This is a genomic window from Paenibacillus sp. FSL H7-0703 (genome assembly GCF_038003485.1).
Lineage (GTDB): Bacteria > Bacillota > Bacilli > Paenibacillales > Paenibacillaceae > Paenibacillus > Paenibacillus polymyxa_B.
In genome coordinates, this window is sequence record NZ_JBBOPF010000001.1 from 2,945,929 (window position 1) to 2,970,534 (window position 24,606).

The following is a 24,606-nucleotide window of genomic DNA, read 5'->3' on the forward strand; positions in this document are numbered from 1 at the left end:
TCACCTGTTGAGTATGTCTTGTATATCTGATTTAAGCACATCAGCCTTCGGTCCGTAAACCGCCTGCACCCCATTATCTACTTTTATCAAGCCCAAGGCACCCAGCGCTTTCCACGTTTTTTCGTCCCCAACGGCATCTGTATCCTTCACCGTTACACGCAGACGGGTCATGCAAGCGTCCACCTCGACAATGTTCTGCTCACCCCCAAGTGTCTTTATGATATCCGTAGCCAGTTGATTTTGAGTGGAAGTAGCTGCCACACCCTCTGTCTTCGTACTCCCTGCCTCGGAAGTCCCTTGGGGCTCCTCATCCGTATAGTTCCCCAGTCTTCCCGGCGTAGCCATTTGGAATTTACCGATCATAAAATAAGCGATAAAGTAGGTTGCTACCGCAAACACCACACAAGTCAGCACGAAGTTAATAATATCCTGCACCAACCCCGCATTTATAGACAACGGCATTCGAGTCAGCAGTTCAATCATACCAAATGAATGTAAACGCAAATGTATGATATCGGCCATTCCGAACGCAATACCGGTAAGAATAGCATAAACCACATACAGCACAGGCGCCACGAACATAAACATGAATTCCAGTGGCTCCGTTACCCCTGTTAAAAAGACAGCTGCGGCTGCCGAAAAGATCATCGACTTGTACTTGCTGCGTTTGTCTTTGTCTACACGGCGATACATAGCCACCGCTAGTCCCATAAGGATACCTGCTCCACCAATCATTTGTCCTACCTTGAAGCGGGCAGGCGTCACGCCTTCCAACAAGCTATTGTAGGCTGTCGGATCGGTACCACGAAGCGCACTCAGGTCACTTGCCCAAGCCAGCCACAGCGGGTCTTGCCCGGCAACGACACTTCCTGCCCCGGAACCTGTAAGCGTCGTGTAAACGCCTCCAAGTTGAGTATAGTTAATAGGAACGGTCAGCATATGATGAAGTCCAAAAGGAATCAGCAGTCTTTCCAGTGTACCATAGACAAATGGCGCTACAAAAGGAGCCGATTCTCCCGAAGTCGCCAACCAAATGCCGAACTGATTAATTCCCCCTTGGACAAATGGCCAGATGGCAGACATGATCAAACTTACGATGACAGACCATAAAATCACGACAAAAGGAACAAAACGTTTACCGTTAAAAAAGGCTAAAGCGTCCGGCAGCTTGCGGTAATTATAATACTTGTTAAATACCACCGCTCCGACGAATCCGGAGATGATACCGACAAACACGCCCATGTTAAGTGCAGGTGCTCCTAAGACAGAGGTAAAATAACCACTGACCGGAATCGATGCACCGAAGAGTGTATGGGTGGTTGCTCCCTCCTGGGTTAACATCTTCGACGATACGCCCAAAATCGTCCCTGTTGAAACATTGATGAGAACAAAGGCAATTAATGCCGCAAAAGCCCCGCCCGCTCGTTCCTTAGCCCAGGAACCACCAATCGCCACGGCAAACAGTATGTGTAAATTATTGATAATACCCCAACCCAAATTCTCCATAACCCCGCCGACGGTCAACCAGAAATGGATATCACCAGCCAACATCGCCACTACTTTACCAAGCGAAATCATAATCCCGGCTGCCGGCATAACAGCAACAACCACTAGCAGTGCTTTCCCGAGCTTTTGCCAAAAATCAAATGATAGAAGTTTTTTCATGCTCCTTCAATCCCCATCCCTTATAGTATGTACAGCGTTGTTTGTACCCTATAAACATTATGCAATCGGTTGCACAATTATTATAATGATATCGCTTTCTATTGGCAATACCCTAATTGTAAATATCTTGGCTAATGATCATAGAAATACTCGAAAAAGCCGCTAATTTGTTGATTTTCGAGCAATATCGTATGATAGAACATAATATTTCCTGCTTGAGATAGCAAAAGGAGACGAAGACGATGGCAGTAACCATCAAAGATGTCGCAAAACGTGCTAATGTTGCTACTTCCACCGTATCCCGTGTCATTCAAGACAGCCCCAAAATCAGCGAAGCGACCAAGGCACGTGTCCGTAAAGAAATGAAGGCGCTTGGCTATGAACCCAACTATTCAGCTCAGAGTCTGGCTAACCGTGTCACACAGTCAATTGGCATCATTATGCCTGAATCGGATGTGGCAATCTTTCAAAATCCGTTCTTTCCGGAAAGCCTTCGCGGGATCAGCGAATGGGTAAATGAGCACAACTATACACTGTCCATTGTCACAGGAAAAACGAGCGATGAATTGCTATCCCGCGTGAAGCTGATGACCCGGACCGGGCGTGTTGACGGCTATATTGTTCTGTACTCCAAGCAAAAAGATAGCATTGTGGAGTACCTTCATAAAGAAAAAATACCTTACACCGTAATCGGTAAGCCTCAGCAATTTGTCAGTGAAACTACTCATGTAGATAACGATAACTACCAGGCTGCCAAGGATGTGGTCACTTATTTGACTGGGCTGAATCATCAGCACATTGCTTATGTTGGCGGTGATCATGAACACATCGTGAATATTGAAAGACTCCGAGGCTACCAGGATGCGTTGCGAGAGGCAGGCTTGCCTTTACCCAAGGAATACGTGGTCAGGGAGCCATTTAATCTGGAGGACATGCGCACATTATTGCAGGCCACCCCGCCGCCTACCGCGATGATCGTTAGCGACGACCTTGTAGCCATGGCAGTACAGAAAATGCTTTCTCAGCTAGGCGTGTCCATGCCAGAGCAGTTATCCATGGTGAGCTTCAATAATCTAATGCTAGCTGAGCTGATGAATCCCCCTCTGACTTCCGTGGATATTGATATCTTCACTCTAGGTTATCAGGCAGCCAAAAGCCTGATTGAAAAAATCGAGGACCCCAAGGAATTGACCAAGCACATCATTGTTCCCCACCGAATCGTGGAGCGCAAATCCAGCCAATTACTATGATTCTTAGCGGAATGAACAAGAACTGATTTTGTGGAAACCCATAAAATCAGTTTTTTTTGCGTTGACAGGGCAAACGGTTGCACTATATACTGAACTCGCTCATATACTGGTTTCGTTAAAACAACGATCTCATTTTCCGAGAGGGGTACGCAATCATGGTTTACAACCGATTATTTGACGTAGATAGCTGGAAGCTGACAACACACACTCTACATAGCACACACATGCGATTACAGGAAAGCATAACGTCCATAGGCAACGGTTATATGGGCATGCGCGGCAATTTTGAAGAAGCTTATTCAGGTGATCATCATCAGGGAACGTATATCTCCGGTGTATGGTTCCCCGACAAAACAAAGGTCGGCTGGTGGAAAAACGGCTATCCTGAATATTTTGGTAAGGTCATCAATGCCATGAACTTCATCGGCATCCGTCTGATCGTAAACCAAGAGGAAGTGGACTTATTTACGGCACACATCAGCGATTTTGTGCAGGAGTTGGACATGAAACAGGGTATCCTGCGACGCACCTGCACCGTGAACGATCAGGTTCGTATCACTACGGAGCGTTTTCTGAGCATCACCACTCGTGAGCTATGCCTGATTGATTACCAAGCAACGAATATAAGCGAGCAGCCTCTAACCATAGAGCTTATCCCTTATTTGGACGGCAATACGAAGAATGAAGACACGAACTATGACGAGGTTTTTTGGTTGGAGGAGGCCCGAGAGGTTCAAGAACAATTCATCAGCCTGTCCACAACAACTATAGATAATCCCTTCGGTATTCCGCGCTTTACCGTAAACGCTACCATGGGTATTGTGACCGAGGGACAGGATCTGCAGACGACGGAAGAGAGCTTTTTGTATGCTGCACGCCACTATCAATACAGCGTCGCTCCGGGCGACAGTATCCAGCTGCAAAAAATTGTGGCGGTTACCACCTCACGGGATATGGAAAAGGATGCACTGATTCCACAAGCTGAACGCATCGCTGTGGAGGCTGTGAACAAAGGCTACACCTCCCTCAAGCAGGAGCATGTCGCAGCTTGGGCTCGACGTTGGGACAAAGCAGATGTAGAAATCGAGGGAGATACAGAGGCCCAGCAGGGAATACGCTTTAATATTTTTCAGCTGTTCTCTACGTACTACGGCGAAGATGCCCGTCTAAATATTGGTCCCAAGGGCTTTACAGGTGAAAAATATGGCGGTGCCACCTATTGGGACACAGAAGCATATGCCGTACCTATGTACCTGGCGCTTGCAGACCCGGATGTAACCCGAAATCTGCTGCTGTACCGTCACCAACAACTAGAGGGTGCCAAGCATAACGCAGCCCAGCAAGGGCTACGGGGTGCACTATACCCTATGGTTACTTTTACAGGTGTGGAGTGCCATAACGAATGGGAGATTACCTTTGAGGAAATCCACCGTAACGGGGCCATTGCGTATGCCATTTACAATTACACCAATTATACGGGGGACTTGACCTATCTGCATGACTACGGCGTAGATGTACTGGTCGAAATTAGCCGCTTCTGGGCCGACCGGGTTCATTTTTCCAAAAGCCAGCAGCAGTATATGATCCACGGGGTTACCGGGCCGAACGAATACGAAAATAACGTCAATAACAACTGGTATACCAACACGCTGGCTGCATGGGTTTTGAAATATACATTATCGGTCTTGCCTCAAATTTCGACTGAGAAAGCGCAGCGCCTGGCAGTTACGGCTGATGAGCTTGCACATTGGCAGGATATCGTCACTCACATGTATTATCCCTATGATGAGGAGCGGGAAGTCTTCGTACAGCACGATACCTTTATGGATAAGGATTTGCAGCCTGTATCCGCCCTTGATCCCAGCAACCTTCCACTAAATCAGAAATGGTCATGGGATAAAATCCTGCGTTCCTGCTTCATTAAGCAGGCAGATGTGCTGCAAGGGCTGTATTTCTTTGGAGACCAGTTCACGCTGGAAGAAAAAGCACGCAATTTTGCATTTTACGAGCCCATGACTGTTCATGAATCCAGTCTGTCCCCGTCCATTCACGCCGTGCTGGCTGCCGAACTCAAAATGGAAGAAAAAGCAGTCGAGATGTATAAGCGGACGGCACGTCTGGATCTGGATAACTATAATAACGATACCGAAGACGGCCTTCATATCACTTCCATGACGGGAAGCTGGCTGGCGATTGTACAGGGATTTGCCGGGATGAGAACCTATAATGAAACATTAAGCTTCTCCCCCTTCTTGCCTCAAGACTGGACCAAATATACGTTTAAAATCAACTATCGCGGTCGCTTGCTAAGTATTCTCGTACAGGAAAATGAAGTGATCATTACCCTGTTGGATGGAGAACCGCTGACGCTAGAGCTGTATGGACAGCCAACGCACATTACCAGTGGGCAGCCGTTAATGACGAACAGCGTTTCATAAATCGGGCAGACAGGGGGAAACCAAATGAAGGCAGTCATTTTTGATCTGGACGGAGTCATTACAGATACCGCCGAATATCATTTTCAGGCATGGGGCAGCTTGGCGGCAGCGTTGAACATCCCTTTTGATCGGGAATTTAATGAACAGTTAAAAGGAATCAGCCGTACGGAATCGCTCGACAAAATACTGGCGCGCGGTAACCTGTCCAATTCGTTTTCAGAAGAAGGCAAGCAAGAACTAGCCACACGGAAAAATACGGAGTATCAGCGGCTCATCTCAGCTGTAACTCCCTCGGACATTCTTCCAGGGATTAAAGCGCTTCTGACAGAACTTCGTGAAGCCCGAATCGGCATCGCTCTGGCCTCTGCAAGCAAAAATGCAGCGTTTATCTTGGAGCGACTGGAGCTAGCGTACTATTTTGACAGTGTGGTGGATGTTACCGCCATTCGGCATGGCAAACCTGACCCGGAAATTTTCCTCACCGGAGCCGCAAATCTGGGCGTTCAGCCTGCCGACTGTATCGGTATAGAGGACGCACAGGCTGGCATACAGGCGATCAAGGGTGCCGGGATGTTTGCGGTCGGTGTAGGAACACCTTCGCAAATGCAAGGTGCGGATATCGTGGTAGCCACTACTGCCGAGCTTTCTCTGAGCATATTGGAGGCACATTTCTACGAGTTCAAAAAGTAACCTCCACTCGGAGTAGTTTATATGGCGTTATCACGGGGATAGAGCACCCTCGCCTCATATGTATGACCAACGACGGACACCACTGGTGTTCGTTTTTGTTTACATATACTCAAAAAAACTCCCTCTGTCTCTCGCGTCTTCAGCTCCTCCATCGTCGAACACGTTAGATTACCATTCCATGAATATTTATCACCATTTTACACATATTACATGTATATCGTGATTTAAGCTTTTGAAGGAGGACGAGTCATGGCAAGATCACTCGAGGAGAAATTGGACCATCTAAAAAAGACCCTGGGTCATCTTCCTGATGTCGTCTTCAAAAAGATGGATGTGGGGCAAACGGGAGTTCATGTAGCTATGGTCTATCTCTCTGGCATCGCGGATACAAGTATGATTAACGAACAAATCGTTAAGCCGCTCATTTTGACTGGAATCCGTGAAAACCACTCCCAAGTTAATCCGCAAAAACTGAAGGAAGAACTGGTACAGCAGACGGCTTTTACGATCGATATGAAAGAAGGAACAGACCTTGAGGCGTGCGTAATTGAAGTATTATCGGGAAATACTTGTCTGCTGATCGAAGGAACCGATGAAGCCTTCTTTGCTTCTACAGGCAAGTTTCCTCAGCGAAGTGTCAAGGAACCAAGCACCGAGATTTTGGTGAGGGGACCGAGGGAAGGTTTTATCGAAGATTTGGAAAGCAACCTGGCAATGGTAAGGCGGCACATCAAAGATATCAGTTTTAAAATAGATAAAATAACTATAGGAAGAAGATCTTCCCGAAAATTAGCGATCTTGTACATATCGGATATCGCAAATCCGGAGCTGGTTCAGGAAGTGAAGCGAAGAGTCGAAACGATTGATGTGGACGATGCTTCCGATACCGGGATTATTGAGCAATGGATCGAGGAACATTCGTGGTCTCCGTTCCCTCAGATTCAAGCCTCTGAACGCTCGGATAAAGCTATAGCTGCTTTAATGTCTGGAAGAGTTGTCATTATGCTTGATGGCACGCCTTTTGTTTTGATCGCTCCCATGACCTTCTGGATGCTGGCCCAATCCCCAGAGGATTATTACGAGCGATTTCCATTAGGAACATTTTTTCGTATGCTTCGTTTAACGGCTCTGTTCATTGCAACATTCCTGCCTTCGCTGTACGTTGCACTTATTTCTTTCCATCCTGGATTAATCCCGCCTGAGCTGGTGATGTCTATCGCTGCCTCAAGGGAAGGAATTCCTTTTCCCGTTTTTGTGGAAGCTCTAATTATGGAAGTGGCATTGGAAATATTGCGCGAGGCCAGTCTGCGGCTACCCAAAGGGATAGGACAGGTCATCGGTATTGTAGGCGGTCTTGTTATTGGACAAGCAGCTGTTGAGGCCGCGGTCGTAAGTGCTTTCCTGATTATTATCGTGGGTCTCACCGCAATTGCATCCTTTGCAAGCCCGCAGTACAGCGGAAGTATTGGAATTCGCCTTCTTCGTTTCCCCATTATGATGATTGCAGGGATTTATGGGCTGTATGGCGTGATTTTATCCTTTATTTTTTTGGGTGTGCACATGGTCCAGATCAAAAGTTTTGGAGTTTCTTACATGTCACCTCTAGCCCCAATTCGGCTAAGAGATCAACAAGATACTTTAATTCGGGCTCCTTTTAAATACCTCAAAAAGCGTCCTATGATGCTAAAGACACAGGACGAAACACAATCTAATAGGAAAAGGAAGTAAGCCTATGATCGCTTTCATCTATCTGTCTCGTCGAATCCTATGGGTACAAAAATGCGTTGCCGTATGGATCGCATGTGCTCTCCTCACCGGTTGTTGGGACAGCAGAGAAATCGATAACTTGAGTATCATCCAGGGCGTCGCCATTGATACGGATCAGCAGGATATGCTGGAACTTACCTACCAGCATTTAATAGCGCAGAAATCCAAAAAAAATATGTATAGCAACGTAACAACCTTTAACAAAAATTCCATTCAGACTGCTTCCAGGGAACAGGCAAAGCTAGTGTCCCGTGCTCCCTTATATAGTTTTATTCGCTTAATTTTGATTAGTGACCAAGCTTTACAAAAAACAAGAATCGACCAATTGTTGGATACGTTTACCCGTTCCTATAAACCGAGTCGAAAATCACTTGTTATGATCGTAAAGGGCAGTGCGAAAGAAGCGCTCAATAAGATCGGCAAACATAAAGAGATACCTTCCATTGACCTTGAAGCATTGGCTAAAAATAGCGATTTCAACTCCAAAATACCTCATAAAATAACATTAGGAGAAATTTCCACCCATATTTCACAAAGAGCTGACTTCGTCATTCAATGCCTAGAAACCAATGAGGGCAACCACTTCTCAGGCGCAGCCTTGGTCAGCGGCAAAACGAAGAAATTGGCTAATTGGCTAGATGAAGAGGAAGTCATCGGGATCAACTGGATGCTGGGAAAAACGCGGGGTTCAATTATTAAAACAGAGGACCCGAAGTCGGAACAATCCATGGTCTTTGAAGTTGAGGATGCCCACAGCAAACTTATCCCCCACCTCAACGGACAGGATCTTTCCTTTACGGTTCGTATTAAAACAAACATTAAATTAAATGAAAACTTAGATATTTATGCCGATCTCTTGAAGGAACCGTTCATTCGAACCGCTAAAGAAGCGGCGCAAGAAGAAATCAAACAGACAGTATCCCAATCGTTAAACACGCTTCAAAAAAAAATGAGATCAGATGTAGTCGGTTTCGGCACAAAGGTAAAAGTGAATTATCCCGCTTACTGGGATCGGGTAAAGGAAAATTGGCAAGATACATTCAGTCAAATACCGATCGACGTTCAGGCTGAAGTACAGATTGACCGAACAGGTGCTTATACAAAAGGAGAGGGAGCGTAATGTCCAACATACCTTCCATGAAACAGGAAAAAATCTCTACCCTTCAAGCCTTACTTACAGTCACTTCGACCGTGTATGCTGTGGGAATTGTCAGTTTACCAAGAACCATCGCGGAGAAGACTCAAACGCCCGACGTGTGGCAGGGACTCTTGCTGGCAAGTCTGCTTGGGGTAGGCGTCGTTTTTATCAACGTTAAATTGTGCCAGAGATTTCCAGGGAAGACGTTCTATGAGCTCAATCCTGTGATCGCAGGTAAATTTATCGGTCTTCTCATCAATATTGCATTTATTGTACACTGCACGATGATCTGCTCTCTTGTATGCAGAATGATGGCGGAATTCCTCAAAGGCCTTGCATTGGAAAGAACGCCATTAAGCATGATTCTCTTGCCGTTTCTTCTGCTTATTGGGTATTTGACCTGGGGCGGTCTCCATGCAATGGTTCGATTGGTCGAGCTTTTTTTTCCTTTAACCTTTATTGTTTTTTTATTGTTGATCATCCTCAATATCAATCATTTTAATCTTGATAATTTGCGCCCTGTTTTCCATAAAGGATGGCATCCGATCTTCGAATCTCTTAAGGTTATACCTTTCTCGACAATAGGTTTTGAATCCATCCTTATATTGACTAATGTGATGGTCAATCCACAAAAAGCATGGAAGGCAGGGTGGATCGGCTACTCAATTGCAATGGGTTTGTATCTCTTGATGGTAACGATGGTCGTTGGCTGTATGTCGGTTGAAGAAGTTTCCCGATTGCAATGGCCGGTCGTTTCTTTTGCACAGCAAATTGAATTCCCCGGCTCGTTCCTGGAACGGTTTGAAATATTATTTATCATTTTGTGGACGATCAAAATTTTTATGACCGCCGCAAATTATTATTTCTATATGGTAGCCGGGATCAGCCAACTCACCCAAAAGTGGAACAGATACATCTGTTATCTCCCGTTAATTTTAATATTTTCCCTGAGCATGTATCCCCAAAACTTTATTGAGATAGGCAATTTTGATAAAATATCAGGTTATTTTGGAATAATTATAGCCGCGGCAGTACCCTCCGTGCTTCTGGTTATCTCTATGGTCTTGCATCGAAAAGGCAATCCCGATGAGAAAGAATGAGAATGCCTCTCTTCCCGATGATTCACCCCACCTTACGCTATAGTGTAAGGTTCTTTCACTTTTACCCGGCGAATATTCTTCGAAATTTTCCAACTCTCCCTCCACTCAATTTATATTCGTGAACTGATATAATGGAAGAGTTAAGCTACTATTAGATCAATATCAGATCAACTATTCTCTCTTAGGAGACTATTGCATATGAAACCAACCTATCTTATGGATGATATACAGTGGCAACAGCTTGTTCAGAACGTGGCTGACCATTTTAATGACGTGACGATCAAACGAGGTTTCCAATATTTTAAGCAAGGAAAGGTAAAAGAATTCGCAATGCCTGATGCCGACCATATTGCAGCTGTCGTGGATGGAAGCGAGCTATACGAGGTGGATCTCCACTTGAGCGCTTTTGCTGCCAGCAGATGTACATGCCCTGTCCACACCAACTGCAAGCATATGATCGCCGTACTACTGAATTACGCGAATGAACAGGAACGTTCCGTACATGCTTTAGTGAACGCACATTCGGCGGGATTCACTCGATTGGCGGCAAAAGCTGATACGCGTACCACACTTCCTTCCCGGTCGAATTTTTCACCTGATCACAAGGAAACAACACGAAATACTCTCAGTCAAACTGCAAGCCAAATACCGGACATGCCCATTTCAGAGTGGCATGATCTGTTCGATCAGTGTATCGCCCTTAACCATGTAAACACACAAAATTCTCAATTTGTCCAAAGCGCTTTAGCCTCGATCTATGCTGTGAAGCCGCCGCTTTCACCCGGCATGCAACAGCTATACGGACTGCATGCTCATCTACGTGTGCTGGAAAAGCTGGTGCCTCAGTCTCCCATGCCGGGCTATCCCTCTCATACCTATATGGGGTATTACACGCAAATCGCCGCCGATGAGCTTAAAGAAGCTATCGAGCGTGATTTTGAAAGCCCGCTGGGGCTGACCGATGAACCGATGCAAGAAGCCCGTATCGCAGAAACCTTAGCCTATTTGCGCCGAAAAATGCTGACAGAATCGCGTAATGGTACTTATTTTTCAGACACGTATTATCAGTTTTGGCTGAACTGGATGCACCCCGAAAGACAGGACTCCAGCATATATACGGAGGAATTACAGCATTTACAGGCGGCTGAGGAGGATCTCGGCACAACTTTAGCACGGCTTCCATGGATGTTGGCTCGTAGCTGGATGCATATTTACCAATCGCAGGATAATGAAGCCTGGGTACTTCTTCAGGAAGCGGAACGAGCTTTTCCACTAAAAATCTCTTCCAACCAATTGCTTTTGTTCTTACAGGCGTTGCGCAAAGCCGAGGATTGGGCACGTCTCAAGGACGGACTGCGGCATATCGGTCCCCTGCTTCACAGTCATCGGGATGACCATTTACAGGATTATATGCATGATTGGGATGTGGTTTTGCAGCACCTTCCAGAGGCAGAGCAGGACATGTGGGACACGCTGGTGGGTATGCTCCCATTTGCCGGGGGAATGTATGAAGAGGCGCTGCTTGCCCACGAAAAATGGCGGTCATGGATCGACTATCAGCTAAGCATACGCAGTGAACCTTTGAGTTTTCGGGTGAGTGTGTTGCAGCCCATTGAAAAGAATGCGCCTGAGTTACTACTCCCCTTTTACCATCAGGCGGTAGAACGCTATGTTTTGGAAAAAAACAGGGCCAGCTATAAAGCAGCAGTCAAGCTGTTAAAGCGACTGTTCAAGCTGTACAAGAAAATGAAGCAAGAATCACGCTGGGAGCTGTTCTTCACGACCTTCACCAGCCGTCATAGCCGCCTGCGGGCGCTACAGGAGGAATTGCGGAAAGGGAAATTGTTATCATGAGTCAATATACCGAAACGATTACCGTGCATATCCAATTAACTACCTATGGAGACGCGCTGATCTATGGCGACTCCTCCATGAACTATAGCATTTCCGGCCAAATTCTGAAGCAGCGTTTGTTTGCTTGGCATGAGGCTTCGTTTTATGGCACCGAGCTGGAGATTCAACATGTTCAAGACACGGATATTATCCTGCTGCCCTCGGAGCAAGTGATTCCTTTTCTGGCAGAGCAGGAACTGCTGAAGCACATCGAATGGATCTGGGACGAGGCCCATGCCCCGTGGCTTCGGCTGATCCCTTTACTTGCTCACTGTATTGAAGCGAAAGCATATGTCCCCAGCTTCACGGCATTCCAGGCAGGGAAGCTGCAATGGAAGTGGGATGCGGAAGCACTGGAAAACATCCAACCGGCAGAGCTTGCTTTGCTAGGCAGCTTGGAGAAGGGCGAGCAGGATGGGCTGATAGCGGCGTTCTCGGCTGCCGTATTTCAGCGCTGGTACGGCACCGAAGCGGAAGCCGCCGATTTGCGAAGAGAATATCCGATTCTCTTCGCCCCCAACCGCCCGGCCGCGGCGGGTCTAGACGCGCAGGCCTGGCTCATCGCCATCGGCTGGAAAGCCGATACCGCGCCATTTCGGCCGCTTCTGCAACTGCTGGAGCCAGAGCTGGAGGACGACGAGCCGTCCTGGCAGCTCAAGCTTGTGTTGCAGGACAAGCAGGACCCGGCGTTGCTGGTGTCTGTACAGCTCGCCGATGATGGGTACGCATCCGGCTCATGGCCCGATGCCTGGACAGCACATGTCCGTGAGCGCTCAGCGGGGTGGCTAGAACGCTTGACCTCGATTTTGCCTGCCGGGCAGCGTGCCGGAAGCCGCGATGACGTGCTGAATCACCCACTCTCCGACGAAGCAGCGTGGCAATTTCTGACGACCGACAGCCAGCTTCTGCTGGAAAGCGGTTGGCAGGTGCTGCTCCCGGCTTGGTGGGAGGCAGCTACCCGCAAGAAGCCGAAGTTGCGGGCCAAGGTACGCCCAGGCGAAGGGGCGGGAGAGCGCACGAAGGGCAGCTCGCTGTTCGGACTGGACTCGATTGTCCAGTTCGATTGGCGTGTTGCCATCGGTGATGCCGATCTGAGCGAGTCGGAATTCGCTGAGCTCGTCGCTCGCAACGAGCGCTTGGTGCGCTTCCGCGGGCAATGGATCGCGCTCGACCCCGCGCTGCTGGCACAGATCCGCCGGGCCATGGCCGGGATCGACAGCGCTCAGGGATTGTCCTTCCAGGACATCCTGCAGCTACACCTGCTCGGCAACGCCGACGAGCCTGAAGGCGACGCCTCGGGCGAGCAGCCGGAGGATGCGGCACGCTTCCGACTGGAAGTCGAGCTGAATGCCCATCTGCTGAAGCTGATCAGCCAGCTCGGACGACAGTCGGAATGGCCTGCATTGGACGTGCCGGATGGGCTGCAAGCCGAGCTGCGAACGTATCAGCGGGACGGGTATGCATGGCTTGCCTTTTTACGGCGTTTTGGACTGGGTGCCTGTCTGGCCGATGACATGGGACTCGGTAAAACAGTGCAGTTTATTGCTTATTTACTGCACCTACAGGATATTGCCGCCGAGACAGGCGTCCGCTCCAGTTCGCTGCTGATTTGCCCGACTTCGGTGCTGGGCAACTGGCAGAAGGAACTCAGCCGCTTCGCCCCTTCGCTGAAGGTGATGCTGCACTATGGAAGCAAGCGGGAGCAGGGAGACTTGTTCCGCGAAGAAGTCGAGCAGGCCGATGTCATCCTGACCTCCTTCGCTACGGCAACCCTGGATCAAGAGCTGCTACAAAGCATGACCTGGGATTCAGTCTGCCTGGATGAAGCGCAAAACATTAAAAATGCGCAAACCAAGCAATCCACAGCCGTGCGCAGCTTTCCTGCACGTCATCGGATTGCGTTGACTGGGACACCTATTGAAAATCGGTTGTCCGAGCTATGGTCCATTTATGATTTTATCAATCCAGGTTATCTGGGCAGCTCACGCGCCTTTAGCAATCGCTTTATGAATGCTATTGAGAAGGAACATAACGAGCAGCGCACGTTAGATTTGCAAAAGCTGGTTCAGCCCTTCATGCTGCGACGCAAGAAGAAGGACCCAGCTATACAGCTTGATTTGCCTGACAAGAATGAGATGAAAACGTACATTCATCTGACCTCTGAGCAGGGCGCGCTCTATGACCAGATTGTCAAAGAGTTGATGGAACGGATGCAGAAGCTGGAAGGGATTGAGCGGAAAGGAGCCATTTTATCCGCCCTGACCCAGTTGAAGCAGCTTTGCGACCACCCAGCCCTCTTAACCAAGGAGGCGCTCCCGGATGCAGCGGCTTCCGGTTATAGTCAGTCCGATCTTGAAGCGGTCATTAGCCGTTCATCCAAGCTGGAGCGCATTCTGGCTATGGTCAAGGAACTGCGGGAGGAGGGCGAGCGCTGCCTTATTTTTACACAGTATATTGGTATGGGTCAGATGCTCCAACGGGTACTCGCTCAGGAGCTGCAAGAGCCCGTGCTCTATCTGAACGGCAGCACATCCAAAACTGCGCGTGACCGAATGATTGATCAATTCCAATCTCACACGCTCCCTCCTGCCGAGCAGCCATCTGTGTTTATTTTGTCGCTCAAAGCCGGGGGGGTGGGCCTGAATCTGACGGCCGCCAACCACGTCTTTCACTTTGATCGCTGGTGGAACCCAGCTGTTGAAAATCAGGCCACAGACCGCGCCTACCGGATGGGGCAAACGAAGGATGTACAGGTGCACAAATTTATCTCGCTGGGCACGCTTGAGGAACGCATTGATGAAATGCTGGAGAGCAAGCAGCAGCTTAGCGACCAAATCATAACCAGTACCGAGGGCTGGATTACTGAGCTGTCTACAGACGCGTTAAAAGACCTCTTTACGCTACGACGCGATTGGGCATGATAAGGACCCAAATCGAACGATAATGTACATGGAATGCCATTTTGAGTTCGATATATACCTATTTTTAAGAAGTCGTAGTTTATAACACAGTCCAAAACTCCTTTGTGTGCATTTACTATCTCATCACAACAAAGGAGTTGATTTGAAGTGGCCATTCGTCCTCCACAAACATTGAAATCTACGGGCAGGAAGGTTCCTGTTACGAGATATCGCAATGTGAGTCCAACACAAACCCTGCGCCGATTTACGGTCATCTGGGCTAACACAAACGGTGTTCCTTTTAACACAACCGGATTTTTTGCTATACTCCGGCGTCTAGATGGAAGCTTTGTGCAAGCTGCAGGCTTCGATGGTTTTGGTACTGCCCGATTCAGCAGAGTCCGTACACCTACGAACCAGGCTTTTATTCTGCGTACCTTTAGAGACGATGGAACGCTATTCCGGGTTAGAACCGTACCTGCTGGCGTGTCCTCGTTTGTCGTTATCGGTTAAGTTCGTACCGAACACAACCTTAACGTGGGTAATCAAAAAAGCAGCCAGAAACAGAGCATATCTGTCCTGGCTGCTTTTTTATATGGCCTACCTATTCGGAATCTTCTTCCACTATTGCATTTTTCGTAACGGACGTATTGTACACCGTTTTGAGCCAGTTTTCACTCGACCAGTTCAGCTTGCCTGCACCCGCTCCATCCTTGGCCTGCAATTGAGCAACCAGGTTAGCAGGGTCTTCGGCTGTATAGCTGTATGGCAACGTTGTGAACCCATTCCAAGAGAAGCTCTTGGCCTTCGCAGGATAAGGGGCTAACGGGCTATTCGCCTCGTCACTGCCTCCTCTGAATACGCTACCGTTATCCGAAAGGATAACGTCTTCGGCCTTGATTTTACCTGTGTAATCCGCTTTGTTAGGATCTTTTTGATTATTACGCACTGGAGAAAACACATCAATTAAATAAGACTTTTCTAGCAATACCGCGCCGTTTTCTGTTGAAATTGCACCATTACCCACAACATCAAAATGGTATCCTTTTGCGGCAATTGCTTTAGCCATGTCAGAAGTAATTCTTTTTTTGGCTCTGGCCAATCCGGCATCGTCCATAACGATGTTATATGCATGAGCATTACCACCACGCAAACGCGGCATGCGATCCTGAATATCCAGGTAGTAATTATGATGCAGCGTCACCTCCAGGTCTGCATTGTCGGAAGCCATTTCCGTAGCACCGATTAGATGAGCCTTCTTTTGTCCTGCTGCAATATCAATGATATCTTCTTTACTCATGCCTACTGCACTGCTTCTCAGATACGCGTACATAGGATAGGAAGACTTGTCTGCTTCCATCGCGTTGACTTGTTGGGTTACCCAGCTGTTGGAGCTGCGGTCATCTCCTTTGAACAAAGACCAGGAAATCGTAACTCCGTTACTACCTTTTTTCACATCTACCAAACCATCATAGGCTTTGTTAAATGTACAGTGGTCGATCCATACCTTGGAACTTGTACCTTCGATGGTAACATAATCCCAGTCATTCTTATCATAGTTCCCTTTGGTTGCTTCATCCCACTCCCAAAGCTCATCAAATTCGAGGTTACGGAAAATCAAATTAGAGCTTCTTTTGATGACAAAGCCAGCATGTTTGATTTTCGCACCATTGGCAGAGAAAATCGTAACCCCATTCATATTTTCGATATAGACTTTGCTCACACCTGTCTTTTTCAGAACAGGATGCGTCTGTACAGGGTTGTTGGCACTAAAAGGCATTACTTTGGCAGCACTAGGAATTTCATTCCAACCGAGATCAAGATCGTTCATAATCTCAATCACTTTGACTTTGCTGCCTTTCTTCAGTGCTTCGTTGAGATCTACAGCATTGTATACCTTTTTGTAGTTGGCATCGGTATCCGCAATATTGCCACCACCAGTGTTACCATACGAAAATCCAGTCAAATTATAGTTATTTTTGGAGGTTACATCAGGGTCAACCCCAGGAGTCGGTTGTTCTGTACCTGGTGTCGGATTCACAGGCGGTGTTCCTGGATCTACCTCAGAAGAAGCACCGGATACCATCACATTATCGAATTGGGCAGCTGCTTTGGAGGTTACCAAACCAATGGCTCCAGCAGTGAGGCTGGTGTCTGTTGCGGACAGCTCCAGTTGATCATTGACATACATTTTGATTTCCGAACCGGATAGTTCCAGCTTGACTCTGTACCATGTATTCGTGTCCAGTTTGTATTTTTTATTCGTAGCCAGTGTCTTCATAGAGCCTTTGACTTTTTTTCGAATCTCAAGAGCTCCGTCTTTCTTGTTATACAACGATGCTGCATAGAAGTTGTTGGAATCTGTGTATCTACCTGCAACGTAGACTCGATTGGAGCCATTAAAATCATTTACGTATACATCTGCTTGCACGCTATAGTTCGTCCATGAGGCATTACCTTTAACGGAATGGCTTTCGCTTCGACTAGATTGTTGATATGTAGATCCATTCCCATCCTTGACCACAGACCAGTTCCCCGATCCTGCGGTCCAGCCTTGAGCTTCCCCTTGTTCAAAATCATCACTTATCTGTAAATTCCCATCCGCATGTGCATGACCTAGCAACGGTAAGGATAAAGACAGTACCAACGTACTGCTTAACATTACACTTGCACATTTTTTTAACAAACTCGACTTCATATAACAGTCTCCTTCTCGATTAGATTCATGAATACTAAAGCAAAGGTTGCACCGTTTATCGGACATGACATGCCCAACGGTATATAACGTACTGATGAAGGGAATAATATTCCAACACCAATGAGGGCCCTAAGCGCTATACTCCAATAATTATAGACACTTAAATAAATATTAAAATATGTCTAATTACTTATCTTTTGTCTTAATTTCTCTATTAATTTTGCATCCTGTTTCATGAACACGCTAAATGCTATTTCATAAAATCACAAAAAACAATATTTTTTTATTTTTGAATAAGACATACGGTTGTCATATTGGGAATGGTACATATAAAGGGGTGAGTATCATCCATATCATTTAAAGGAGCGATGAGATGTCCAGCTACGAATACGCTTCCAAATTGGAATTAAAAGAAGCCATTCATGCCTCCTACTTACGATTTGACGGTGAGTTCCAGGAGATCGACGAGAGCCAAAAGGATATTCGTATCCCCGAAGTAGATAAAACACCCGCAGAAATGATCGCCTACCAGCTCGGATGGCTTCATCTTGTCATGGCATGGGACAGGGACGAACGGGAAGGAAAAACCGTCATCATGCCCGCCCCCAATTATAAATGGAATAGACTAGGCGAACTATATCAATCATTTTACAAGACCTATTCCCACCAATCTTTACGTGAATTACGCGATATGTTCAAGTTGGCTGAGCAAAAGTGGCTGGATTGGATCGACACACTTAGTCATGAAGAGCTCTTCACTCAGGGCGTTCACGACTGGACAGGGACTAATCCGAAATGGCCCATGGCAAGATGGATTCACATCAACTCGGTGGCACCGTTTAAAACATTCAGAGCCAAGATACGGAAATGGAAGAAATACAAAGTTCAACAGTGATGAAAAAAAGTGTGCATTGTGCTACAATACTTGAGTTGTATCGGGATACATTTAGGGAAGGGTAAGTGAAACGCCATGCTTATTATTGGTATTGCCGGCGGTACAGGTTCCGGTAAATCGACGGTAGCACGCGCCGTCGTTGAGCGTCTGGGATCTAATAAAGTGACTTTCATATCTCAGGATAACTATTATAAAGACCATTCACATCTGAGCTATGATGAACGTGCTTTGGTCAATTATGATCATCCGTTTGCCTTTGACAACGAATTGCTTATTGAGCATCTCCACTGTCTGAAAAAAGGACAAGCGACACAAGCGCCAGTGTATGACTTTACAGTTCATGCCCGCTCCACGGACGAGACGGTAGAGCTTCTGCCAAATCATATCGTTATGTTGGAAGGTCTGCACGTACTGTCAGACGAAAAACTCCGTAGCCTGCTTGACATCAAAGTATTTGTGGATACTGACCCTGATGTGCGTATTCTCCGTCGGGTTCTTCGCGATATTGAGGAACGCGGCCGCACCATCCATTCGATCCACGATCACTATTTGACTACGGTTAAGCCGATGCATGAGGCATTTATTGAGCCTTCCAAGAAATACGCTGACCTGATCCTTCCTGAGGGAGGACACAATGAGGTTGGTATTCAACTGCTGTCTATTTTGACTGAAAAATATTTGGCAGGAGATCGGACATGGGGTACTGTATAAGGTAATCCCGGTTGTTTAGGCTGTCGAGATTTTCTCGGCTGCCTTTTTTGTTGTTTTATATGCCATTTGGACTAAATTTTTTTTGGAATCCCCGCGTGGTTTATGTTAGCATGTAAAGATTAAATGCTTTAGATTTAAGCTAAGTTGGAAGCGTTGTCAAATATGTGCCTCAGATGATATGACGTCCACGTGATGGAGGTTTTTTTTGAATCAGGATTTTTGCAAAATCCTCGAATAGGTATAATTACGGAGAGTGCTGCCATGAATGAGCTATGCAACATTTTGATTGTGGATGATGAGATATTGGTACGGCAAGGGATCAAACACCACTTGTCGTGGGAACAGTATGGATTTCGAATTGTAGGTGAAGCTTCTAACGGGAAAGAAGCATTGGAGCTAATTGAAACCTTGCGCCCTCATATAGTCATTACAGATATCGTAATGCCGATCATGGATGGCGAGGAGCTGACGCGCATAGTCAGACAGAACTATCCAGATATCGAAGTCATTGTACTTAGCAGTTACGGCGAGTTTAATTACGTGCGATCCACCTTTCAGCAAGGGGTTGCTGACTATATTTTAAAGCCCAAGCTAGACACGGATGAGCTGCTCCAGGTGCTCCAGAGAACCGCTCGCAAAATTCCATCCATTCAATATCAAGCAGATGCCGGGAATAGTCAAATTACGATAGATCATGTGATCGAAAAGCTGATCTCCGGGTATAGCATGGACTATGACGCTGAGTTGCTGAAGCAAGCATTTCCTTATAGCCGTTTTGCGCTCATAGGCGTGGAACAGTCAGCACCGCAGAATAAAGGACGCTCTATCTCTGCCTCGGACCTATTTTCCAAGCTATCAGATCAAGTGTCCTCTGCCTGTGCGCACATCGTACTGCGACAACTGCCGTCCGATGTCTATGCGGCTGTGTTTTTAGCCAATCTTGATCCACGGGAAGTAGACGCCTGGATGGCTGCGGTTAGGGAAGTTGCTCAGGAGACAAAGCGGGTCGATCCACAGACAGGCTGGGCAGTTAGCCATTTATTTGATGACTTCAATCAGATTAGTGACGTCTATCAGAATGAACTGCCAAAACTGCTGAGTTACCGCTTTTATTTTCCAGGAATAGCGCTGCTAATAGAAGACGAACTCCCTCCGCCTGTACAGGTGAACAGCTCGTTCAACTTAAAACAATTTACAGAAGAGATGAAGCGTGAGCATTTTGATACAGCTTTTCAGGATTTGAGATCCTATGTAGCCGCCATGTCCGGCAACTATACCTCTACCGCTTTTGAATTCAAATCGCTTCTCGGAAATATCGTGTTCAACATTACGATTTTGCTCGGGAATCAGGGGTATGATATGAAGGAGTTAGATGCGGCGAAATATTCCTATTTCAAAACAATTAATGATGCCCCTCATGTACATGAAGCCGTGCGCCTTCTGGAGACTTTTTTGGAGGAAGCGAACAGACAGATCATGGCTAAAACACAGCAAGGAAGTAGCGCAAGCATGAAAAAACTGCTGGAGTATATTGAGGAGCATCATGCTGAAACGCTCAATTTGACGACACTTGGGCAATATTTTCACTTTAACCCTTCCTACTTGTCCAGTTATTTTACGGCACACCATACAGAAGGTTTTAGCGAGTATCTCAACAAAATTCGGGTTGAAAAAGCCGCAGAGTTACTACGGTCGGGGATGATGTCCATTTCGGATATTAGCAGCACGGTAGGCTATTCGGACCCCAGCTATTTTACCAAAGTGTTCAAAAAAGTGAAGGGTTACTCGCCCAGTCAGTACCGCCGGGAGCATCTCTATTAGAGAGTAAGCCACATCTGCCAGCAGAAAAGAGATTGCATATGAAAAGATATATCCATAAGATCAAATATCAAGGTCTGTTCTTCAAAATCTTTATTGTTATGGTGGTCAGCATCACTGCGGTGTCCTTGCTGACCTCTTTGGTGACGATTCGGATGTCTGAACGACTTTTTGCGGAGACATTCAGTATTACAAATGCCAAGGTACTCAGCCAGATTCAATCCAGCTTTGAATCCTTCAATGATTCTATCGTGAATGCTGTAACCCATGCTTCGGAAAATGGAACGGTCAAGAACTATCTGACTGGCGGTCAATCTGACTCGATTAACTCGGCGAGGATTTACTTCGGAATGGCACAGCAAATGAAGCAAATTAAATCGAACGTGGATGCCTATGATGTCGGTGTCGCTGTAACAGGTCTGAACGGCCGGAGCTTTTACTCCGACTCGTCCTATTGGCCTGTAACTGCGGAAGAGCTTAAAAGCAGTGCTATTACAGCCCGAAGTGTAGCACGACCGGCACAGCTTATGTATCAATTGGATACTGAATTATTTCAACAACAAATGAATAGTACCGCGCAAAAGCCAACACCCTACATCATCGCCTCCAAACCATTTATGGAGCGGACCAGCGGCACCCTGTACGGCATGATCTACATCGCTATCCGAGAGCCTGAATTTCGCCGTTTCTACAACAATTTCACGAGCAACGGCAATGATGTGCTTATTTTGGACAAGTCGGGATTAATTGTATCAAGCAACCGCCAGGATCTGATCGGACAACGCTCTAGTGAGCTGCTAGGCTATGCCACAAAAATCAACGAACAGGGACTTAACTACATTAATGCGGATGTGATGAATAAGGAGAGTATCCTCCTTTCCAACTATATCCCTTCATTTGATTTTTATCTGGTGAACATGATTGACAGACAAGCTGCGATTGGGCAAATTATTGACGTTAAATCCGTTGTATGGATCTGCATTGCCATCGTACTGATTGCTTTGGTGATCGTTTTTCTGATATCCCGTCGACTGATTCGTTCGCTGACTCGACTGGTGAAGCAAATGTCGACCATACGCGAGAAGAATTTTGATAATTATATCCCGGTAACGGGCAGCTATGAGGTTAGACAATTAAGTCATGCTTACAACTACATGCTGGATGAACTAAATGACTATATCCGTAAGCTTTTAGAGACGCAAAAGGGTCAACGGAACGCAGAGCTTGCTGCACTACAACGGCAGATCAATCCGCATTTTCTGTACAATACACTGGCTTCGATCAAAATGCTGGTGCTCAAAGGAAACAAGGAAACAGCCGCCGAGACGATCAATGCACTCATTTCCTTACTGCAAAATACAATCAGCAATGTGAGTGAAACGATCACCATCGAGCAGGAAATGGCCAACATGCAAAATTATGTGTTCATTAACCATGTACGCTACGGGCAGCGGGTACAAGTGAATTATTTTGTATCACCCGATTGTCTGGAGTACCATGTGCCCAAGCTCATCATTCAGCCTTTTATCGAAAACTCTTTTTTCCATGCGTTTAATGAAAAAAATGTAGGCCACATCTATATATTGGTGTCCAAAACGGAGGATACATTGATCTGTGAGGTGGTCGATGATGGAGACGGTATGGAATTGAACGGGCATACGGCGCAGGACGGACTGCCGAATCCCAAGAGCAAGCGCCAACTGTTCACAGGCATCGGCATCCAGAATGTGCACAACCGCATTACCCTTTTATATGGAGAAGAATACGGCGTGACCATCTCCAGTAAAAAAGGCGAGGGCACCAAAGTCAGAATGACCCTGCCATTGATCGTAAAACCCGCCCCTCCTACCCCATAAAAAATATAGACTGAACTAAACAAAGAAGGTGGAACAAGAACGGAGTGGGCGGAATGGTGCTGTACAAGCGTAGCGGTCGCCTTTGTATCCGGATTTCAACCTTATATAATTTGAATAAAGAAATCTGGATACAACAGCGATGGGAAGCACCATCCGGCCGCGCAGTGGCGCTTCGTGAACAACTTTAATTCAACCTAAAAAAAGTACCTAAACCAAAACAAAATACAAATGTAAGCGATACCTTTTTTGATAAATCATAATAATAAGACCAATCCGTATAAAGATATTCCTAACGCCGACAAAGTATGGATGGTACACTAGATTTATAAATAAGGTAACCGCTTTCATTCAAGAGGTTTAGAACTAGCAAGCAACATATAAAAAAGAGTAGGGGTTGAACAAAATGAAAAAAATGACTTTCCTTCTGCTGATTGCAAGCTTGATCTTGCTATCCGCATGCTCCAGCAATTCCGAGAAAGCAGCTACTACCACAGATTCAGGCAAAAAAGAAATCACCGTCTGGGCTTGGGACCCGAACTTTAATATCGCAGCCCTGAAGCTGGCAAAAGATCGCTACGTTGCCAAACATCCAGATGTAACCGTAAACATTGTTGAATATGCTCAAAACGATATCGTACAAAAAATGAATGCCGGCCTTAACTCCGGATCTACCAAAGGATTGCCGAACGTGGTTCTGATTGAGGATTATCGGGCACAGAACTTCCTGCAAGCCTATCCCGATTCTTTCCATGATATGAGCAGCACGATCAAAGCATCCGACTTTGCTGATTATAAAATCGGACCGACTAGCTACAATGGCAAGCAATACGGTGTTCCATTCGACTCCGGTGTTATGGGACTGTATGTAAGAACGGATTATCTGGAACAAGCCGGCTACAAAGTAGCGGACCTGACCAACATTGATTGGGACAAATTCATTGAAATCGGTAAAGCCGTAAAACAAAAAACAGGCAAAGAAATGCTGACTCAAGATCCGAATGACCTCGGTCTGATCCGTGGTATGATCCAAACTGCAGGTTCATGGTACCTGAAAGAAGACGGTAAAACACCAAACCTGGCTGGTAATCCAGCTCTGAAAGAAGCGCTCTTGACGTACAAATCCTTGTTCGACGCCAATATTGTTAAAATGAATGCCGACTGGAGTCAGTTCTTGGCCGCATTCAACAGCGGTGCAGTTGCTTCCGTACCTACAGGTAACTGGATTACACCTTCGATCAAAGCTGAAGCTTCACAATCGGGTAAATGGGCCGTTGTTCCTTTCCCTAAGCTGAAAAATATACCTGAATCCGTGAATGCTTCCAGCCTCGGCGGCAGCTCCTGGTATGTCCTTAACTCGGACGGTCAAGATACCGCTGCTGATTTCCTGAAAGAGACATTCGGAACAGATCAAGAACTGTATCAAGATATGCTGAGCAAAATTGGAATTGTTGGTTCATTGAACGCAGCTTCCAGCGGTAAAGCTTATGACGTGGAAGATCCGTACTTCGGTGGCGACAAAGTCTACAAGAAATTTGCAGAATGGACTAAACAAGTTCCAAAAGTCAATTATGGCCTGCACACGTATGCCATTGAGGATATCATGACCGTTGAAATTCAAAACTATCTGAACGGAAAAGATGTAGACGCAGTTCTGAAAGATGCTCAAGGACAGGCGGAAGCACAGCTTAAATAAGACAGTCCATCTAGCCAAGGCTAAACAATAAAACGATAAGCACTTAAAACCTTGGGCTTGCGAGTTCAAGGTTTTATTGCTGCACAGGGAGTTG

The 24,606-nt window shown here is 46.5% G+C and carries 18 protein-coding genes; 16 read left to right on the plus strand and 2 right to left on the minus strand.

Translation table 11 applies throughout. The features are described from left to right. On the minus strand, window positions 1-1,665 hold the full coding sequence (locus tag MHB46_RS12965) for a PTS transporter subunit IIBC (protein ID WP_341162532.1): 1,665 nt from the start codon (window positions 1,663-1,665) through the stop codon (window positions 1-3). 242 nt (window positions 1,666-1,907) lie between these two features. Here MHB46_RS12965 and MHB46_RS12970 point away from each other — a divergent pair, with 242 nt between their 5' ends. The 10 genes from MHB46_RS12970 to MHB46_RS13015 all read left to right on the plus strand — a co-directional run bounded on the left by MHB46_RS12970 (window position 1,908) and on the right by MHB46_RS13015 (window position 15,354). Continuing rightward, complete coding sequence (locus MHB46_RS12970) at window positions 1,908-2,915, plus strand: LacI family DNA-binding transcriptional regulator (protein ID WP_103048414.1); 1,008 nt, start codon at window positions 1,908-1,910, stop codon at window positions 2,913-2,915. Between the two features lie 155 nt (window positions 2,916-3,070). Continuing rightward, window positions 3,071-5,353, plus strand: coding sequence for a glycoside hydrolase family 65 protein (locus MHB46_RS12975; protein WP_341162533.1), 2,283 nt, complete (start codon window positions 3,071-3,073; stop codon window positions 5,351-5,353). 24 nt (window positions 5,354-5,377) lie between these two features. Continuing rightward, window positions 5,378-6,043 (plus strand): beta-phosphoglucomutase, encoded by a 666-nt coding sequence (gene pgmB / locus MHB46_RS12980; protein ID WP_341162534.1) that lies wholly within the window; start codon window positions 5,378-5,380, stop codon window positions 6,041-6,043. A gap of 249 nt (window positions 6,044-6,292) precedes the next feature. Continuing rightward, on the plus strand, window positions 6,293-7,771 hold the full coding sequence (locus MHB46_RS12985; protein ID WP_103048411.1) for a spore germination protein: 1,479 nt from the start codon (window positions 6,293-6,295) through the stop codon (window positions 7,769-7,771). A 4-nt stretch (window positions 7,772-7,775) separates the two neighbouring features. Next, the gene (locus tag MHB46_RS12990) at window positions 7,776-8,930 is read left to right on the plus strand and encodes a Ger(x)C family spore germination protein (protein WP_341162535.1); all 1,155 of its coding nucleotides are present in this window, start codon (window positions 7,776-7,778) and stop codon (window positions 8,928-8,930) included. Further along, the gene (locus tag MHB46_RS12995) at window positions 8,930-10,048 is read left to right on the plus strand and encodes a GerAB/ArcD/ProY family transporter (protein ID WP_341162536.1); all 1,119 of its coding nucleotides are present in this window, start codon (window positions 8,930-8,932) and stop codon (window positions 10,046-10,048) included. The genes MHB46_RS12990 and MHB46_RS12995 overlap by 1 nt, the downstream gene beginning before the upstream one ends. Window positions 10,049-10,246: 198 nt before the next feature. After that, window positions 10,247-11,902, plus strand: a complete 1,656-nt coding sequence (locus MHB46_RS13000; RefSeq protein WP_341162537.1) for an SWIM zinc finger family protein — start codon at window positions 10,247-10,249, stop codon at window positions 11,900-11,902. 370 nt (window positions 11,903-12,272) lie between these two features. Next, window positions 12,273-12,659 carry a hypothetical protein gene (locus MHB46_RS13005; RefSeq protein ID WP_256704517.1) on the plus strand — a complete coding sequence of 129 codons (387 nt, stop codon included), beginning with the start codon at window positions 12,273-12,275 and terminating at the stop codon, window positions 12,657-12,659. Further along, window positions 12,604-14,862, plus strand: a complete 2,259-nt coding sequence (locus MHB46_RS13010; protein WP_341162538.1) for a DEAD/DEAH box helicase — start codon at window positions 12,604-12,606, stop codon at window positions 14,860-14,862. Before MHB46_RS13005 ends, MHB46_RS13010 begins: the two co-directional genes overlap by 56 nt. Window positions 14,863-15,009: 147 nt before the next feature. Further along, on the plus strand, window positions 15,010-15,354 hold the full coding sequence (locus MHB46_RS13015; protein WP_023986544.1) for a hypothetical protein: 345 nt from the start codon (window positions 15,010-15,012) through the stop codon (window positions 15,352-15,354). A 91-nt stretch (window positions 15,355-15,445) separates the two neighbouring features. On the opposite strand, the gene MHB46_RS13020 is transcribed toward MHB46_RS13015, so the two are convergent. Beyond that, window positions 15,446-17,539, minus strand: coding sequence for a pectate lyase family protein (locus tag MHB46_RS13020; RefSeq protein WP_341162539.1), 2,094 nt, complete (start codon window positions 17,537-17,539; stop codon window positions 15,446-15,448). Between the two features lie 373 nt (window positions 17,540-17,912). Between MHB46_RS13020 and MHB46_RS13025 the strand changes: the two genes are divergently transcribed. The 6 genes from MHB46_RS13025 to MHB46_RS13050 all read left to right on the plus strand — a co-directional run bounded on the left by MHB46_RS13025 (window position 17,913) and on the right by MHB46_RS13050 (window position 24,512). Further along, window positions 17,913-18,434, plus strand: a complete 522-nt coding sequence (locus tag MHB46_RS13025) for a ClbS/DfsB family four-helix bundle protein (protein ID WP_341162540.1) — start codon at window positions 17,913-17,915, stop codon at window positions 18,432-18,434. Between the two features lie 75 nt (window positions 18,435-18,509). Continuing rightward, complete coding sequence (gene udk, locus MHB46_RS13030) at window positions 18,510-19,145, plus strand: uridine kinase (protein WP_254327286.1); 636 nt, start codon at window positions 18,510-18,512, stop codon at window positions 19,143-19,145. 261 nt (window positions 19,146-19,406) lie between these two features. Continuing rightward, complete coding sequence (locus MHB46_RS13035; RefSeq protein ID WP_341162541.1) at window positions 19,407-20,966, plus strand: response regulator transcription factor; 1,560 nt, start codon at window positions 19,407-19,409, stop codon at window positions 20,964-20,966. Window positions 20,967-21,004: 38 nt separating this feature from the next. Beyond that, window positions 21,005-22,819, plus strand: coding sequence for a cache domain-containing sensor histidine kinase (locus MHB46_RS13040; protein WP_341162542.1), 1,815 nt, complete (start codon window positions 21,005-21,007; stop codon window positions 22,817-22,819). A gap of 44 nt (window positions 22,820-22,863) precedes the next feature. Next, entirely contained in the window at window positions 22,864-23,007 is a 144-nt protein-coding gene (locus MHB46_RS13045) for a hypothetical protein (protein WP_165179568.1), read from the plus strand. Between the two features lie 215 nt (window positions 23,008-23,222). Next, window positions 23,223-24,512: an ABC transporter substrate-binding protein gene (locus MHB46_RS13050; RefSeq protein ID WP_053324404.1), complete on the plus strand. Its 1,290-nt coding sequence runs from the start codon at window positions 23,223-23,225 to the stop codon at window positions 24,510-24,512. The last annotated feature ends 94 nt before the right edge of the window (window positions 24,513-24,606 follow it).